Source organism: Salipaludibacillus aurantiacus, assembly GCF_900111295.1.
In the GTDB taxonomy this organism is placed as follows: domain Bacteria; phylum Bacillota; class Bacilli; order Bacillales; family Salisediminibacteriaceae; genus Salipaludibacillus; species Salipaludibacillus aurantiacus.
The window spans coordinates 53,935-69,314 of record NZ_FOGT01000007.1; the positions used below are offsets into that span (position 1 = coordinate 53,935).

Annotated in this window: 14 protein-coding genes; 2 read left to right on the forward strand and 12 right to left on the reverse strand. The window is 43.5% G+C overall.

The features are described 5' to 3' along the window. Window positions 1-159: 159 nt before the first annotated feature. The 10 genes from BMW59_RS10165 to BMW59_RS10215 form a co-directional block, all read right to left on the reverse strand. On the reverse strand, window positions 160-1,341 hold the full coding sequence (locus BMW59_RS10165; RefSeq protein ID WP_093051240.1) for a phosphopentomutase: 1,182 nt from the start codon (window positions 1,339-1,341) through the stop codon (window positions 160-162). A 6-nt stretch (window positions 1,342-1,347) separates the two neighbouring features. Next, on the reverse strand, window positions 1,348-2,508 hold the full coding sequence (locus BMW59_RS10170) for a YhfX family PLP-dependent enzyme (protein ID WP_093051243.1): 1,161 nt from the start codon (window positions 2,506-2,508) through the stop codon (window positions 1,348-1,350). A gap of 20 nt (window positions 2,509-2,528) precedes the next feature. Further along, window positions 2,529-3,656 (reverse strand): aminotransferase class V-fold PLP-dependent enzyme, encoded by a 1,128-nt coding sequence (locus BMW59_RS10175; protein ID WP_093051246.1) that lies wholly within the window; start codon window positions 3,654-3,656, stop codon window positions 2,529-2,531. A 10-nt stretch (window positions 3,657-3,666) separates the two neighbouring features. Then, window positions 3,667-4,581 (reverse strand): phosphotriesterase family protein, encoded by a 915-nt coding sequence (locus tag BMW59_RS10180; RefSeq protein ID WP_093051249.1) that lies wholly within the window; start codon window positions 4,579-4,581, stop codon window positions 3,667-3,669. A 37-nt stretch (window positions 4,582-4,618) separates the two neighbouring features. After that, a complete protein-coding gene (locus tag BMW59_RS10185) occupies window positions 4,619-5,902 on the reverse strand; it encodes a YhfT family protein (RefSeq protein ID WP_093051252.1) in 1,284 nt (427 codons plus the stop codon). A 22-nt stretch (window positions 5,903-5,924) separates the two neighbouring features. Next, on the reverse strand, window positions 5,925-6,287 hold the full coding sequence (locus BMW59_RS10190; protein WP_093051255.1) for a DUF2620 domain-containing protein: 363 nt from the start codon (window positions 6,285-6,287) through the stop codon (window positions 5,925-5,927). Then, a complete protein-coding gene (locus tag BMW59_RS10195; RefSeq protein ID WP_093051257.1) occupies window positions 6,287-6,670 on the reverse strand; it encodes a PRD domain-containing protein in 384 nt (127 codons plus the stop codon). The genes BMW59_RS10190 and BMW59_RS10195 overlap by 1 nt, the downstream gene beginning before the upstream one ends. A gap of 63 nt (window positions 6,671-6,733) precedes the next feature. Next, window positions 6,734-7,666: a GntR family transcriptional regulator YhfZ gene (gene yhfZ, locus BMW59_RS10200; protein ID WP_093051260.1), complete on the reverse strand. Its 933-nt coding sequence runs from the start codon at window positions 7,664-7,666 to the stop codon at window positions 6,734-6,736. 246 nt (window positions 7,667-7,912) lie between these two features. Then, window positions 7,913-9,502 (reverse strand): serine hydrolase, encoded by a 1,590-nt coding sequence (locus tag BMW59_RS10205; protein WP_245733052.1) that lies wholly within the window; start codon window positions 9,500-9,502, stop codon window positions 7,913-7,915. Between the two features lie 855 nt (window positions 9,503-10,357). Beyond that, a complete protein-coding gene (locus tag BMW59_RS10215; RefSeq protein WP_093051266.1) occupies window positions 10,358-10,621 on the reverse strand; it encodes a hypothetical protein in 264 nt (87 codons plus the stop codon). 173 nt (window positions 10,622-10,794) lie between these two features. On the opposite strand from BMW59_RS10215, the gene BMW59_RS10220 reads away from it, so the two are divergent. Next, window positions 10,795-12,051, forward strand: coding sequence for an Nramp family divalent metal transporter (locus BMW59_RS10220; protein ID WP_093051659.1), 1,257 nt, complete (start codon window positions 10,795-10,797; stop codon window positions 12,049-12,051). Window positions 12,052-12,375: 324 nt separating this feature from the next. Further along, window positions 12,376-12,732 (forward strand): protein YmzB, encoded by a 357-nt coding sequence (gene ymzB / locus BMW59_RS10225; RefSeq protein WP_093051269.1) that lies wholly within the window; start codon window positions 12,376-12,378, stop codon window positions 12,730-12,732. A gap of 78 nt (window positions 12,733-12,810) precedes the next feature. On the opposite strand, the gene BMW59_RS10230 is transcribed toward ymzB, so the two are convergent. Together BMW59_RS10230 and BMW59_RS21675 are read right to left on the reverse strand one after the other, a co-directional pair. Further along, window positions 12,811-14,337, reverse strand: coding sequence for a BCCT family transporter (locus BMW59_RS10230; RefSeq protein WP_093051272.1), 1,527 nt, complete (start codon window positions 14,335-14,337; stop codon window positions 12,811-12,813). A 730-nt stretch (window positions 14,338-15,067) separates the two neighbouring features. After that, window positions 15,068-15,208 (reverse strand): hypothetical protein, encoded by a 141-nt coding sequence (locus tag BMW59_RS21675; protein ID WP_177174279.1) that lies wholly within the window; start codon window positions 15,206-15,208, stop codon window positions 15,068-15,070. Window positions 15,209-15,380 lie beyond the last annotated feature (172 nt).

Genomic DNA, 15,380 nt, shown 5'->3' on the forward strand with positions numbered 1-15,380 from the left:
GTGGTGTGCCACAATATTTACTAAATCTGCAACAATCCCTCTCAGTTCTGCAACAATCCCTGCCGTATCCTCTGCAACAATCTAATTTAGCCATACTTTCGTTAACATCCTTCCTAATCTCTGCGCACAAAAAAAGGGAGCTTCTCCTCCCTTTTCCGCTTATAGAAAACTTATTCCTTTCTCTGTTGGTTCAAGGCTGAAGTACCTGGAAAGCGTGGCACCTACATCGGCCATTGTTTCGCGTTCCCCTAAATACCCAGGGATTACTTGCTTTCCTGTCACAATGATGGGAACTTGTTCACGCGTGTGGTTTGAGTGGCCTATTGTCGGGTCATTACCGTGGTCAGCCATAATAATAAGAATATCATTGTTCTCAAGAGCCGGTATGAAGCCTTCTAAAAAGCTGTCGACTTCTTCCAGGATTTCACCGTACCAATTAACATCTTCTTTGTGGCCAGCCAGATCAGTTTCCTGGACGTTTACTAAATAGGCGGCATCACCCGTTTCTTTCATGTATTCTTCTTCAAGCTTTTTTAGGACGTCGGCAGTCTTCACAATCGGATAGGCGGGCCCCTCCCCGTGAAGGACATCGGCGGTTTTACCGATTCGGTATACTGGAAGGCCGACGCGGGCTGCTATCATTGGAAACTGTCCGTAAATATTAACGCCATATCCTAAATGAAAGACTTCATAACCTTCCCCGTATACGCCGGATTTAGGGCTGTCGACTCCCCATTGGCCTGCCTTCCCTTCACGTACGGCGCCCAGAATGTCATTCAGTGAAGCCTTCCTTGCGTTCCCGAAAGCAATTACCCTGCTTGTATCAACAAATTCTCTTACGGTTTCTGCTAGTTTTTTAACATCCTGAAAAGGCATTTTATTTAGATCTGCTGTCATATTAATAATATTTCCGACAGCTGACTCCAAATTGTCCCCAATAACGAGTGCCTCGTTAATAAGCAGAAGAGGCTTGTTATTCCAAGGGTATTCCACCTTATAGCCAGCAGCTTTAATTTGATTACCTAGAGCAGAATGAATATCCCTCATGAGCCGCTTAGCTGGAGCTTTTGGGAAACTGCCCGCTATTTCCTGGTGCCCCATGTACGTATCGGCCCCTGCGTGTGCAAGGTTTGCTTTTCCGCAAGCAGCTTCTTTGAATTCTTTTTTCCCTTCAACAAGCCCGGCGAGCCCTAGCTTATCCAAAACTGGTATGTCCAAAGGATAATGCTGACGTATATGATTTAAAGTATGGGCGTTTATATCTTCAGGCTTGACTTCTTTACAATCGTTCATGGCACCAATCCCGAGTCCGTCCAACACAAGTAGAATTGCTTTTCCCATTAGCGATCACCTGCTCCTTTCCAAATGATAAAGTCTCGGAGCACCTGACTGGATACCTGTCACAAGGGCTACATTTGCTCTGGTTACAAAAATCTGGGTTCGAAAACTGTAAACCACGCTCTGGCCGGTCAGCCTTTCTGCCTCGCTGTTTTTCTTTAACATTCCGTAATAATCAATATTTTCAAGGGAAGGCGATACAGCATCCAGCCTGTTGTCAAAGATGGTCTCTGGCCGGCTCCCGACAAATGCGCCTGTCATCTGCCCGCGTGCGTAAAAACCTCCACCGATCACGTAAGCATGTTCCTTATCTTCGTGGGATATCTCGCTCACATAAATTATCGCCGGCTTTTCAGGAAGTGTAACTTTGCTGTGAAGAGGGGTTGTCCCTGTCAGCGCATGACCGGGTTCCCCGTGTGTCACTCCTTGCTCCTCTAGTAAAGGCATGGTTTCAGAACAAGTCGCACTCGGACCGTTCACATGCCTTACCTTTATTCCTTCTTGTTCAAGTAAAGCCTTTGCTTTTAAAAGAGTTGAAAAATTATGCGTCGATGAAAAACCAGTTTGCTCATCATTTAACATAAAGTTGGGAAATGAAGTCACTCCGACTACTTCTATACCTTCCAGTGCGATAAGTTCTTTAAGCTCATCCAGAAGCCCCTTAAGTTGAAACCCCCCTTCCTGACCAGGAAAAACCATATCTCCTTCATCTATTACCCTGAGAATAACTGGCTGGCGCATATTAGCATTCAAAGCCGCCTCAGATAATTGTTTTGCCCGAACAACAGAAAATAAAGTCACAACTTCCGGCTTCCAGCGGAGGACTTCTTCCCATTCATGTTTTCCCGGTTGGACAAGGTGACCAATATTCCCTATCTTAATCCCTGCTTCGTGAAGGATTTTTCCTTCGTTGAACTCCACTGCGACCGCTTTTTCAATACCATTGTCACGAATCCACCTGGCAATCTGAGGCAACCGGCCAATTTGTTTGCTCATAAAATAGAGTTCAAGATTATTCTTTTCAGCATCTGATGCCAGGGAGCGGACATTACTAGCCAGCATATCCAGATCAATAACGTAAGTGTTTGGTGGAATAGTTCCGTTTTGATGCATAGCTGCCCCTGTTTCTGCAAGGCCGGGGTTCAGCTCTCTGACTTTATCTAAAAACACATTCATCCACCTCCTGACTTTTATCGTTTAACATTCGCTAATGCTTTTTCAAGAATCGACAGGATATGATCCGCATCGGATTTCATTGGATTAATTCTAATCCCGTGATCTTTTAATCGGGGATCGCTTTCAATAAAGCTCCCGGACGGCTTGTAAATGAGAGGCAAAATCTCATATTTTGATTCAGCTCCAATGGGTTTGTTAGCCGCGCCAAACGCTACACTCGCTTCAATCACCTCTTTAGCAACAGGTTCCTTAAGTGTAAGCAGAACATTTTTTGATTGGGCATTTGTCAGCTGAACACTCTCGACACCGGAGAGCCCCCCTTCTTTAAGCTTTTCATATAACTCAGTAACCTGAGCATTCTGAACTGCCAGAGAAACAGGCGCTAGCGTCATCATTCTCAGAAGATCAAGCGCTTCAAACCCTTGTACTTGGCCGCCTCCGGAGTAATTTCTCTCACGTACAGTTTTTATTCCCTTCTCTAAACCTGCAATGACTCCGACACCTTCAGGCCCCAGCACTTTAAACCCTGAAAAAGTAGCATAATCTGCCCCGTACTCAACGCCAATCCCTGGTGTTTTCATAGCACAATAGTTATCATCAGTGACTATCGTCAGATCAGGGCGATGGTCTTTTACCAGCTGAATCACCCGCTTGATATCATAATTATCAGACTGCTGCTGTCTGGCGTGCTGAATATAAAAAACTTTTGCCTCTTTTGAAGTCTTATCGTTTTTTAGAAAATCGGTTAAACGATTTAAATTATTAAAATCTGTTTTTATCGTTTTCAAGCCGAGCATCCTGATTGTTTCTTTCGTAGTGTTATAGGCAGGGGCTTCATGAATAATCATTGTATCTCCCGGGTGAAGCAGAACACTGAGCAGCGTCCTTATACCTCCGGTTCCCGAACCGCGGACAAGAACGGCGGCTTCTGCTTCAAAGAAATCCGCCAGCACTTGTTCAGCTTTAGCGGTTGTTTCAGGCCGTTTATATTGAGGGTGTAATCCTAAATCACCATATGACATAAATGAATTTCCATCAAAATACCTGCTGATAGACTTAACAAATTTAAACTGTTTCTTCATAGCTTCTTCCATAGACATTACTGGAAGAAGCGATTGGTTTTCTGGTTGATGGCTGCTCATCCTGTTCACCTCATTTATTTATTGAAAAAGCACGGGCAGGGTTTTTCACCAGCAGTTTATGAATAAGGGTGTCATCTGCCCCTTTCTTCTTAAATTCAGGGATAAAATAGTCGAGGACAAGTCCGTACCCTGGACCGTTATACTTTTTCCAGTGGGATTTCCTTGTCAGGTCTGCTGAAAGAAGAATCTGATCTTCGCAGCCTGCCTCGACAAACTTAATTAAAGAAGCCATTCTATCACTATCAGGCCGGTAATTGGTTTTACCAATGGTATCGAAACCTATATAAGTCCCGGTTTCCAGTACTTCAAGAACTTCTTCGTCATCAGGATTAAGATCCTGGTGACCGATGATAATCTGTTCAGGCGGGAGACCGAGCTTATCAAATAACATCATTTGTTCTTTTCCTAAAGTTCCAAGAGTAGTGTGAGTAGTAACCGGCAATCCTGTCACCAGCCCTGCTTTGGCTGCCCCAGTCAGAAGCTCTTTCTCCACAGGTTTCATTTCATTTTTGCTCGTTCCTACTTCCCCTATAATACCTGGATAGATAGATGTTCCTTCAATGCCTTCTTCCGCTTCTTTAATGAAATGTTCAGCAAAACGTTCAGCTTCCCATCCCTGTGCAAAAGAAGGGATGAACGGGTCCTTATAGAACCCGGTACACGCGACTATATGGACATCGGCTGCTTCGCTTATTCTTTTAAGTCTTTCTGCATCCCTGCCCATTCCATCATTTGTCACTTCAATGATAGCTTCGCCCCCGGACTTAGCAAAAGCTTTAACTTCTTCGATCGCGCCCTCTTCATCATCAAGAATAGTATCCGGATCTTTTTTTATTCGCGACAGATCAATGGACAGATGTTCATGAGCGGCACAAATGCCCAATTCTTTACTGTCAATCCTTCCTCTGACTGTTTGTATAAACATGGTGTCCCCTCCAGAATTCATAGTTTTGCTATATGAGTTACATTAAGCCTATTAACGCCAGAATGTTCGCAATGATACCAACTGCAATAGCACCTACCGGACCTACAGCCACACGGACAACTGGACGCCCTGCAGCTTCGTTAAGCAAATAGAAGCCTGCGATAATAAAGAAGCCCAATCCCGGTGCAATAGCATTCGCTGCGTTAGCTCCGCCGATTAGCAGCGCAACTTCCAGCAAACGGGTCATAGCACTTCTAATGTTTTCTCCAGAGTTTCGTATTCCAGGGTAACGGTCAAGGAAACGCGCAATTGAACTGAGCAGCAATACTTCCAGAATAATGACGACAAACCCTAATCCAAGTGCCAGCCATACGTTTGGTACAAAGAATCCGACTACAAAGACGAGAGTAAACCCAACCGGGCTGTAGACACCTGTAGCTATTGCCGTACTGGCCACAAGCGGAATAAAGCCGATCGCTCTTGCAGCTGCTGCAAAGCCTGCATCATTAATTTGGCCTTCCGACAGCAACGTTAATGATATAGGGTCACCGGCCATAATAAAGGCGTTAGTTCCAGCAGCAATCAGAGCCCCTAGAGCTGCGAGTACAAACATATTCTTCCTGATATTTTTCACCTTTTCACTGAACATACTGGCGAGATCCACCCCGCTGCTGTCCTCATCCCTTTTTTCGTTCATCGCAAAAATCAACAGGAAAACCATACCGACAATAAGGGCCATCCCTTCCTGGTTTAAAACTACTTCTGTCCCTCCAATGGTTAATAGACCCGTTTCATTAAACCAGACAGCAATTTGCCGGACGAGTGCGGCTATCAGAAAAGTGATTACACCTTTTTTCACACTGAACTGAAACGCTATCGCCAAGGCGGGGAAAGCCATAAAGGTGACAATAACAGGCGCCCCTATCATTTCCATTTCTTCAAGGAAATTGATTGGCAAATACTCGAACATGTTCACAAAACCTTCGAGACCGATAAGAAGACCCGCGCCGTATAAGCCGCCCACAGCTGCGGCCACTGGCGTTCCCCATTTATTTTTAGGAGTCATCAGGCCGATAATATCTGTCCCAAGTAAAATACTATGAACAAGAATAATAGCTGCGGTGAGTGTAAATGGAATACCAAAACCTATAACCAGACCAAAACTCATGGCAAAGGCTGTAAGTCCTAAATCCCGCCGGCTGAGACGCCCTTCTATGTGTTCTCCCACAATAGGACGCAGACCGTCATTAAATACTGCAATATTTCTGTTAGCTAAAACAGCTGCGAGCGCACCAATTAAAACTATTAAGATCATTTCCATTATTATCCGCTCCCTTTAATAATTAGGACTGCTTGTTTTTTAAAGCTTCAATAATCATAGGGACAGCTGTATCTTTATGATCCGAAGTAAATCCGAACGCCTTCTTTCCATTAGCCACAGCTTTATCAATTATTTCCTTCTTTGGAGGACGTCCAGGCATTGAGACTGTTTCACACTGGTCCCCACCAAGCATTGCCATAGCCATAGCCAGCGCACCTCCCCCGCCTGTGTGGCAAGCACCGATATAATAATCTGCCTGTCCGCTTTTAACCGCCATAGCCGCCTCTAAATCTGATTTTACAGTAGTCGTGATACCGCCATCCTGCTCCTTAACCAGCTTTTCAATGTCCTTCTTTTCTACTTGGCCGCCAATTACAATTTTCATTAGTTATCCCCTCCTAAATAATGTGTAAAAATAGTCGTATAGTGAAGCTGTAAATATTCCTTTTCTTCCTGCGGGAGCGGGCGCCCCCAGTCTTTCTCCACTTCGGATACTGCAGCAGCCGCTTCAGAAAAGAAGGGCGACGTTTGCACTTCTTCAAACGATTCTTGTGGAGGCGCTTCCAATTTTTCTTTCTTGTCAACCCTCGTTAATGCCATTGGCAAATGAGTAAAAAGCATTTGAGACTGTTCGATTTCATCAGCAGATAAGTCCAGTGTCTGTACCAGCCGGTCAAACGCTTTGACAGTAACCCTTACAGCTTCAGTGTTGACTGTGCCGCTCTCCTCTAAAAGCTTAAGTCTCGTGGTCAACTCTTCTTTTTTCATTTGAAACACCCCTTTATAAGGATAATCAATATACAGTATTTTGTATATTTTAGGTAAAAAACTTTAATATTGCGGAAACATGTCTTCATTTTCAACTTTCTTCTGAATATCACAAATAAGCTGAGAAGGAATTTTTCCAAAGATTGATTTAATATCCTCACGGCTTGATTCAATGACGATGGATGCTTCACTGACTTTTTTAGAATGTTTAATTGAAGCCTGCGCCTTAACGGGAACGGAAGGATAAAGGTCAAATGACAGATTCTCATCACTGTTCCACACTGCAGCATCTATCTTTTTGCTTTTTAGCATTTTAAACATTTGCATATAATTAACGTCTTTCAACTCAACATCAAGTCCCTGGCATTCATATTCAGTAATAATAGCCTGGTCCATGGAAGAATAATCGATCCCCACTTTCATACCTGATCTTAATTCTTTTTCCTCAGGTGAAGCGAAAAAAACCCGGTGGCTTGTAACATAGGTCTTCTCCCCTAATGACATGACAATCTCCAGGTTGTCTGACTGAGCACATGCTTTCTCAGCTGCCATTTTTGATACAATAGCAAAATCATAGCGGTTAGCAAGCACAGCCTGCAAACGGTGATTAGCCCCCCGCATAAATGCAAGATTTCCCCGGTACCCTGACTGGTCAAGAGCTTTTAAAACTCCTGTCGCTAATCCCTCATATTTCTTTGAATATGGTAAGGGCATCGCCCCGATTATCGGTCCTATTCCGGCAATATCCATAAGCATATCAGCATCGCGCCTGATCAAGTAAGTACCTTGATAACCTTTAGTTTCAAGAGTAATCGCCCCCATCTCCTGAAGAAGCTTTAACGCGCCTTGAACTGTTCCTCTTCCAAGAGAAAGATCTTCTACGAAATCACTGACCCTTGGAATCCGCGACGGTACTTCCAGTTTAAGTAATGCCTCGGCAATATGTTTGGCAGCAAGACCATTTTTAGAGTATAATTTTTCGTGTTTTCCAGCCATAACTTAAACTCCTTCAACGTGTGTCGTCTTTGCAGCTTGATGCGTTTATTAAATGCCCAAAGAGAGGGTCACCCAAACCTTGTACAAAATATTGTATATTATATATCGTACACTATTTAAGCTGGCCCCGCAAGCTTATAAACCGTTTTCATTTATTTGGCAGGCGGCAAACAGCTGCTTACGCTGCAGTCAACCGCCTGGTCTCATAAACGTACTTAAAGCTGCATTTGCCAATCAGCCAATCATTTACTCTTTAATAGATTGGTAGACAGTATCAGTTATGTTTCTGCTGAGAGGGCCGGTACTGAAATAAGAACCAGAGGAAGTTGTCCCCACATTTTGCTTATTAGTAAGGATAATAACCTGGAGCTGCTCTATAGGGTCAAAAATAACCTGGGTTCCGGTAAAACCAGTATGTCCAAATGCCTCATAGTTTCTTTCGTCACCCATATACCAGCGTGAATCCACTTCCCAGCCGTACCCGTGTCCTAACCTCTGCGGTGAAGTGAATTGCTCTACTACTGGATGAGAATAGAGTTTATTGGTACCATACCCTCCTCCATTAAGCATTAATTGACCGAGTACTGATAAATCTCTGGCCGTCGAAAACAGCCCTGCATGCCCTGCCACTCCTTCATTCACATAGAAACTGTTTCCATCATTTACTTCGCCGGTCAGAGTATAGTCTCTCCAGCTGTCGAAAGCCTCTAAATCTACGTCTACCTTATAACCAAAATCAGGGTCGTGAACCATTTTGTATTCATATGGATTCCCCCAAGAAGTAGACGCAATCCGGTCCTTGAAATTAGACGAAGGTGTAAATTGAGTATCTTCCAACTCTAACGTTTTATAAATGTCCTCCTCGAGGTACTGATTCAGCTTCTGCCCTGAAACTTCTTCAATTATAAAACCCAGCATCATAAAGCTGAAGTCGCTGTAAGCCCGGTTTGTCCCCGTCTCATAATCCAGCGGCATGCGATTAATATAATCCAGCACACCTTCTGAGTTGTTCGCGTAATAATAAGTCGGTGCCCATGGAGTTAAACCTGAAGTATGGGTTAATAAATCTTCAATTGTTATGTCCTCTTTCCCTTCCTGTCCAAAGGCAGGAATGATATCTGCTACTTTATCTTCTACACTGAGTTTACCATCGCTCACTAACTTCATTATCCCCTGAGTAGTTCCCAGCACTTTAGTCACAGAGGCTAAATCAAAAATTGTATCAGTTTCCATTAGGCGCGGTTCTTCCAGTAACTGCCCCATATCATATTTCTGGGCATCACCATAACTGGATTCTTTAACAATCACGCCATCCTTGGCGACTAATACCACTCCCCCTGGGATAATACCATCATCAATCGACTGCTGAACAATTCCATCAATTTTATCCAATTTTTCCAAAGACATCCCTGCGTCCTCTGGAGCACCTTCTTTAAGGGTTAGATAGGGTATAATCAGCTTAGGACTGAGGGCGTTATTCCTTTGAACGACTTTGAGTTCATTATCACCTTGTTTCATATACTCACTAATGTCAATTTCTACAGTGTTCTGCTGTCGAAGGTTACTTGGATGAATAGCCACATCTTTTCCATTGATAATAATGTCAAGATTATTTTTAATACGCTTACCTCTGTTTTGAAGAATCAACTTGCCTTCACCCTCATGCCCTGCAAACTCACCTGAATAAGTATCTCCTCTGCCCTCTAACTCAATTTCAACTTGTCCGCTTAACTCCTGGCTCTCAGGTTCCTGCGCTTTACCTGCTGATGACAAAAAAAACGGCGTAAACACTATGCTTTGAAGTAATACGATGATCATTAGCTTTTTAATTAACACATACATTACCTCCAGTTAAAGTATTAAAAAAACTCTTTACTCCTCCTTCCTATAGTATTTTAGGAATAAAAATTTATCTTGAGTATAATCATGAAGTACACATTGAGGTAAATTTATTAGACTCGGGGTGGTTAATATAACAAATATTTTATGGTACTGATGCAACCCGGACTTTTTGGATACTTGCAGAAGTGAGTAGAAAAACTGTAGTTTAATATTGTATTTTACCCTTAGCCATTATACAGAATACTGTATATTATAAATGTAACATATTATTAAAGCGCTTTCAATAGACTTCCCACTGTCTATGTATTATTGTAAATAAGCCTCTGAAAATAATCAGGAGAGTTGTGGCTACTACTACTGGTGGGAAGGTATTACGTAAATTAAAAAGTTCAGGGAGAGGCACATGCCCATTGTGCGGCCGGACACGAATAAAATTGCTTTATGATCACATAAAGGAGGAAGGCGAAACGATTAAAGTATGTAAGATTTGCCGCCCTAAAAAGATATGTGAAAGCTGCTCATTTCTATACACTAAACTCTGTTAAACTGGAGTATTGCCTCCTAAAAACTTTAATAAACTAAAGATCTGGCTTTTAGTTTATAATCCAGCTGACTAAAACTTCTGAGTGTAAATGTTAGTCATTTTCCCGGTTCTCACAAGTATGTTTGCAAGGCATGAGTAACGATGTTTTCGCGGTATCATGCCAAAAACTGCATACAATAAAAGTTAAAGGTATAAAACTAAAGCACCGTAATGAAAGACATTTAACTCTTGTAAAATGTCTTATGTAATTATATTATCATACACAATATTTTCCTTGAAATATTGAAACTGAATAGGATGAACTATTATTTTTTAAGCTCCTGTTTCTCGTTAACCTGATTTAAGAGTCGGGGTATAACTTTCGCAGCCGCTTTGTCCGAATGGCGAGGCCGCCTGACCGCTGCTTCTCCTGCCGCAGCTGAACGTTTCAGTTTTCTGAATTCAATCAGCAGGGCTTCATGCATGAAGAAGTACAGATTGAATATAGTGAGTGCATCAAATATCTGGTTAACTGCATCAAATATCCCCGCCACTGCATCAAATAATTTTGGATGTTGTCGCTCCCACAATTACTGACAGCGGCCCCAGTTTCATCAGCCTCTCCTATCCATACTTCAAGGGATCCCAACTCCCTTGCCTTCTTATTTCCCAAGTTTAATCGGCTTCTCCCAGGGAATTGGTTAGTACAGAAGTAAATTACTTAAATCAAATCAAATTTTTTAGAAGATATGAGGTGATTGATGTGGCCCAGGCACAGCGGCAGCCACAAGAGGAAACAAAGAGGAACATAGTTATAGAGAAACTTAAGGTGGTCGGGCCGGGGGCTATTATTTCCGCCTCGTTCGTCGGGCCCGGAACAATTACAACCGCCACTGAGGCGGGGGCATCTTTCGGGTACGCTTTGTTGTGGGCGCTCGTGTTCTCTGTGATTACGACGATCGTCCTCCAGATGATGGTCGCAAGGCTTGGGATTGTGGCCAGAAAGGGGCTTGGAGCCGCTATAAGGGACCAATTTGCCCAGCCCGCAATTAAATACACCATTATGGGATTTGTCATCTTTTCAATATTCACCGGATCGGCGGCTTATATGAGCGGGGATTTAAACGGAACGTCGCTCGGTCTGTCGACGTTAACAGGCTGGAATATTAATGCGATTGGCCCGTTTGTCGGGCTGGTTGTACTGCTCATTGGACTGACCGGAAGCTACAAGCTTATTGAAAAACTGATGATTGTGCTGGTTATTATAATGAGTACTGTTTTTATTACGACTATGGTGATTGCCCAGCCTAATCTTGGAGGTATTTTCACCGGTATTTTTGCGCCTTCAGTGCCGGCAGGCTCAATTATTACGATTGCCGCCCTTGTCGGGACAACGGTTGTGCCTTATAACTTGTTTATCCATTCCAATTCGGTACAGGAGCGGTGGAACGATTCTTCCCACTTAAATGATTCCAAATGGGATATTGTCATATCAATCGGAATGGGCGGGTTGATTTCAGGATCCATATTGATTACTTCCGGGACGTTAATGCGCGGGGTGGAAGTCGAGACAGTCGCCGACCTGGCCATCCAGCTGGAACCGCTGCTTGGTGGCTGGGCTGAAACGTTTCTGGCGATCGGGATTTTCTCAGCTGGGTTTTCTTCGATGACCGCAGCGGCGCTCGGTGCTTCCATTACGGTCAGCAGTGTACTTAAGTGGAAAAACGGCATGAAAAACTGGCGTTTCAGGGCGATTTTCGCGACAGTTATTCTGATTGGAGTTTTCAGTTTTATCCTTAATTTTGAGCCGTTGGCCATTATTCTTTTTGCGCAGGCTCTGAATGGGATCCTGCTGCCGGGAATAGCTTTGCTCATTCTTATCATCATGAATAATAAGAACCTGCTTGGAAAATATACGAACTCAATGAAAGTGAATGTGATTGGGATTATCGTTGTTATTGTCTGCTTTGGCATCGGCGGCTACAGTGTCTTCTCTGCGCTCACTGCCTTCTTTAATTAATATGACTGCGGTATAGGGTGAAGGACCCCCGTACCTTTGACGTACCAAACAGCCATGCTTTCCCGGCTTTCACGCCGGGATGATTCGTCCGGGGCGCTTTTCCAAGGACACCTTCCCCATAATTCCTGCGGAAAAAGAACTAAATAGATAAATCACACTTTAAAAACAACTAACTCTGTTTAGAAAATCTAAAACTCCGGGTAAGGTAATATAACTTGTAAAAAAAGGAACCACACAATTTTTCCATAAATGGCTGTTGAAAGGGTTGAATGATTTCCCTTCACAGGGGTCACATTAAAAGCATATTAAAAGGAGGCAAGACTGATGAGCGAGCAGAATGAACAGGTTGTTGAGTGGCTGGAAGAGTTAAAAGGCCAGACGCTTTTTATTCAAAAAGATGAATTTGAAACCGGTAAAAGTGACGTTCTTGCGACCGATAAAGTCCGTTTCCAGCTTGATTCTGTCGGCCTTAAAAACAACAGGAATGCGTCTATCGACGATTATGTAGCGAATGAAGAGATCGTGCTTTACGGTTCAGGGACGATTGAAACAGCTCAAGGAGAAACGGATTTGCCTGAGAATGTGTATGAGATCCCTTTAACAGGAGAGGTTAAGGCCAATAAGCAGGATCCAAGCATCAGGCTGAGAACAGACGATGCGATGTATACCATTTTCACTTAAACACAGAGGCAGTACGAAACTTTAATAATTATAAAAGGAGGGAAATGCCTGGCGGGCGTTTCCCTCCTTTTCATATTGCTACCAGTCTTCTTTTTTCTCGACTTTATGGGTGGTGTAGCCTTCAATTCTTAATGAGCGGTAAATCGCAAAGAGCATAGCCAGCATGATAAAGGTAAATGGAAATGCGGTTACCGTAGCGACCGCCTGCATGCCTTCAAGCCCTCCGCTGAGAAGAAGAACGGTTGCGATGGCCGATATTAAGAGCCCCCAGATGAGCAGCACCCGGCCCTTCGGATTTAAATTACCGGAAGAGGAAAAGACACCGAGAACGTATGTCGCTGAATTAGCGGATGTAATAAAGAAGATGGAAATCAGAATAAGCGCGCCAATACTGAATATCATTGAACCAGGAAGCTGTTCGAGCACGAGGAAGAAGCCTGCTTCCGGTTCTGCGGCAGTCTCTTCTGCTATAGCTGTTCCTTCGTTTAGATCATAATAAATGCCTGAACCTCCAAATGTCACGACCCACACAAGCGTCAACAGTGCCGGCACGAACAACACACCGAATATAAAACCCCTTAAGGAACGGCCTTTCGATACTCTCGCTATAAACGTCCCGACGAACGGGCTCCAGGAAATTACCCACGCCCAATAAAACAGCGTCCACTCTCCCATCCAGTCATTCTCTGAGTAAGGGGTGGTCGTGAAGCTCATTTGAGGCAATTGTGAAAAATATTGGCCAAAAGTCAGTGTAATGTGTTCCATTATATAGACAGTCGGCCCGAGGGCAAGCGCAATAATAAGCAGCGCACCGGCAAGCCATAAATTTGAAATGCTTAAGTAACGCATCCCTTTATTTAAACCTGAAAGAACAGATATAAGAAAAATAATTGTGACCACTAAAAGAATAATTAAATACACTAAATTATCAGGTTCTATAGCAAATACCTGGGAAAGTCCGCTGCCGACTTGCAAGGTGCTCATTCCGAGTGAAGTAGCGATTCCTATTGTCGTTGCCACTATGACCACCACATCAATCGCCTTTCCCGGCCAGCGGTAGATCCCGTCCCCGATCAACGGGAAAAATGCTGAACTGACTAAGCCAGGAAGATTTTTACGAAACTTTGCAAAAGCAAGCCCTAAAGCCACGATCGCATAAATGCTCCAAGGGTGAAGGCCCCAGTGAAACATACTGTAAATAAGACTCTGTTCTGCTGCAGCCTGAGATTCGGCTTCTACGCCTCCGGTTGGTGAGTGAAAATGGGAAAGAGGTTCCCCAACCCCCCAAAAGACAAGGCCTACCCCCATACCGGCTGCAAAAAGCATACCGAGCCATGTAAAAAACGAATATTCAGGCTCATCATTCTTATAGCCCAATTTCATATGCCTGTAGGGACCGAAGCCGAGAAAGAGACAGAACCCCAGAAAAATACCTGTTGAGATCACATAAAACCAGCCGAACTGTTCAATCATCTGGTCCATGATCGTCTGTGTGACCGCGGTCATATTCTCCGGTGTGACTGCTCCCCATATCACGATAGATAAAATAATTATGGCTGAGATAATAAATACTATTTTTTCTTTAAATTGCTGCTTAACTTCCACGGGGCATTCCTCCTTCACTAGTAGTCTCTACCACGAAGGAAAATAGCGGAAACAGAATATACGAAAAAAGAGCAATTACCTATAAAGGTATTGCCCTTTCAACCCGTTTTGACAGATTAACAGACTTAGAACGGAATAGTTTATCGTTTTTCAGCCCATACTGTCACTAAGTACACGCAGCGTGAAGAACAGTTGGCAGTGCCACCGGCTCCCTGAATATTGGCATTATTACTGGGCGGGTCAATTTACAATAGTTTAGGAGGTTGTCTGGTATGAATAGAGAAGGTAATTTTTTTGTCGGGTTAATTTATGGAATTGGTTTTAGCATTCCGTTGTGGATGTCATTTTTCGGCTGGATTAAGCTAATCAGCAGGCTAGTTTCTTAAGAGCATTTTCAGGCGAATTAGTATATCGCTTTGTATCGTCTCGTATCGCATCGTGTTGCGGTGTATCGTGATGGATCGCGGTGTCGTATCGTCAAGTATCCCCTTATATCGCAGTGTATCGTCAAGTATCGCTTTGCGGCGGCGAGCCTTCCCCGTTGTTTATGTAAGCATTATTCTGTGCGTCCCAGAACATTGGTCGCATGCTTCAAGCATAGGTCCTGGACCTTTGCGCCAGGTACATTAAAATATGGCGTTGCGTTCAGGTATGCCCTGTTAAACATAAAGTTCCTGGCGTCGAATCGCACAGTAAAAAGCCTCCGTATCTGCGGCTCTCATATCCCTTCCTATTCTGTTTCCTCTTTCTTTAAAACTTCTTTTAACCGGTTTTCAATAAAAACCATCAGTTCCCGGGTTTCTCCAGACGTGCTGCTTGAACCCCGTCCTTTAATTTCTTCCATGATCTGTTTAAGCTCCTCTACTCGCATTTTATCCCCTCCCAAAACTTTAATAGCCCTAATTATGACTAGTACTTTAACACGGGCATTGTACAAATGCCGTCGGAATCTGTCGAATTCTTAAATTATAACCAATTTTTCTACTAAATGTCAGATTGTACATATTTAGCGATGGTGATTGTTGCACTTCGGAAGGAGATTG

Excerpts from the sequence above, each read along its gene's own strand:
- ymzB (WP_093051269.1), top strand. The coding sequence starts at position 12,376 with ATGAGCGAGCAGAATGAACAGGTTGTTGAGTGGCTGGAAGAGTTAAAA.
- BMW59_RS10195 (WP_093051257.1), bottom strand. The coding sequence starts at position 6,670 with ATGAAAAAAGAAGAGTTGACCACGAGACTTAAGCTTTTAGAGGAGAGC.
- yhfZ (WP_093051260.1), bottom strand. The coding sequence starts at position 7,666 with ATGGCTGGAAAACACGAAAAATTATACTCTAAAAATGGTCTTGCTGCC.
- BMW59_RS10175 (WP_093051246.1), bottom strand. The coding sequence starts at position 3,656 with ATGAGCAGCCATCAACCAGAAAACCAATCGCTTCTTCCAGTAATGTCT.
- BMW59_RS10165 (WP_093051240.1), bottom strand. The coding sequence starts at position 1,341 with ATGGGAAAAGCAATTCTACTTGTGTTGGACGGACTCGGGATTGGTGCC.
- BMW59_RS10180 (WP_093051249.1), bottom strand. The coding sequence starts at position 4,581 with ATGTTTATACAAACAGTCAGAGGAAGGATTGACAGTAAAGAATTGGGC.
- BMW59_RS10190 (WP_093051255.1), bottom strand. The coding sequence starts at position 6,287 with ATGAAAATTGTAATTGGCGGCCAAGTAGAAAAGAAGGACATTGAAAAG.
- BMW59_RS21675 (WP_177174279.1), bottom strand. The coding sequence starts at position 15,208 with ATGCGAGTAGAGGAGCTTAAACAGATCATGGAAGAAATTAAAGGACGG.
- BMW59_RS10185 (WP_093051252.1), bottom strand. The coding sequence starts at position 5,902 with ATGGAAATGATCTTAATAGTTTTAATTGGTGCGCTCGCAGCTGTTTTA.